Source organism: Bradyrhizobium sp. Ken01 (assembly GCF_055807355.1).
Window position 1 is genome coordinate 1 of the sequence record NZ_JBVVPC010000262.1, and the last position, 250, is coordinate 250.

1 protein-coding gene is annotated in these 250 nt (G+C 49.2%); it reads right to left on the reverse strand.

Annotated features, from left to right (window positions below; genetic code table 11):
• Positions 1-250, reverse strand: a 250-nt coding sequence (locus AC0L3S_RS39585) for a LysR family transcriptional regulator (protein WP_473285408.1), incomplete at both ends; no start/stop codon positions are given.

Consider the following 250-nt stretch of genomic DNA (forward strand, 5'->3'; position numbering starts at 1 on the left):
GCTTTAATGACCTCTGGCAAGCTATAACGTGCCTGAGTATGCGTCGTTGCAATAGTGAGAACGCCAGACGTATCGTTGGTAAACAGGTCTGCAAGCCGACGAACATTACTGGCTTCATTCAGAATACGTTCTGCAATGACCAGTAATGCTTTGCCCGGTTCAGTCATGCCCAGCAGTCGCTTACCTCGTCGAACAAATATTTCGATGCCAAGTTCATCCTCCAGTTCCCGAATATGACGGCTGACGCCTG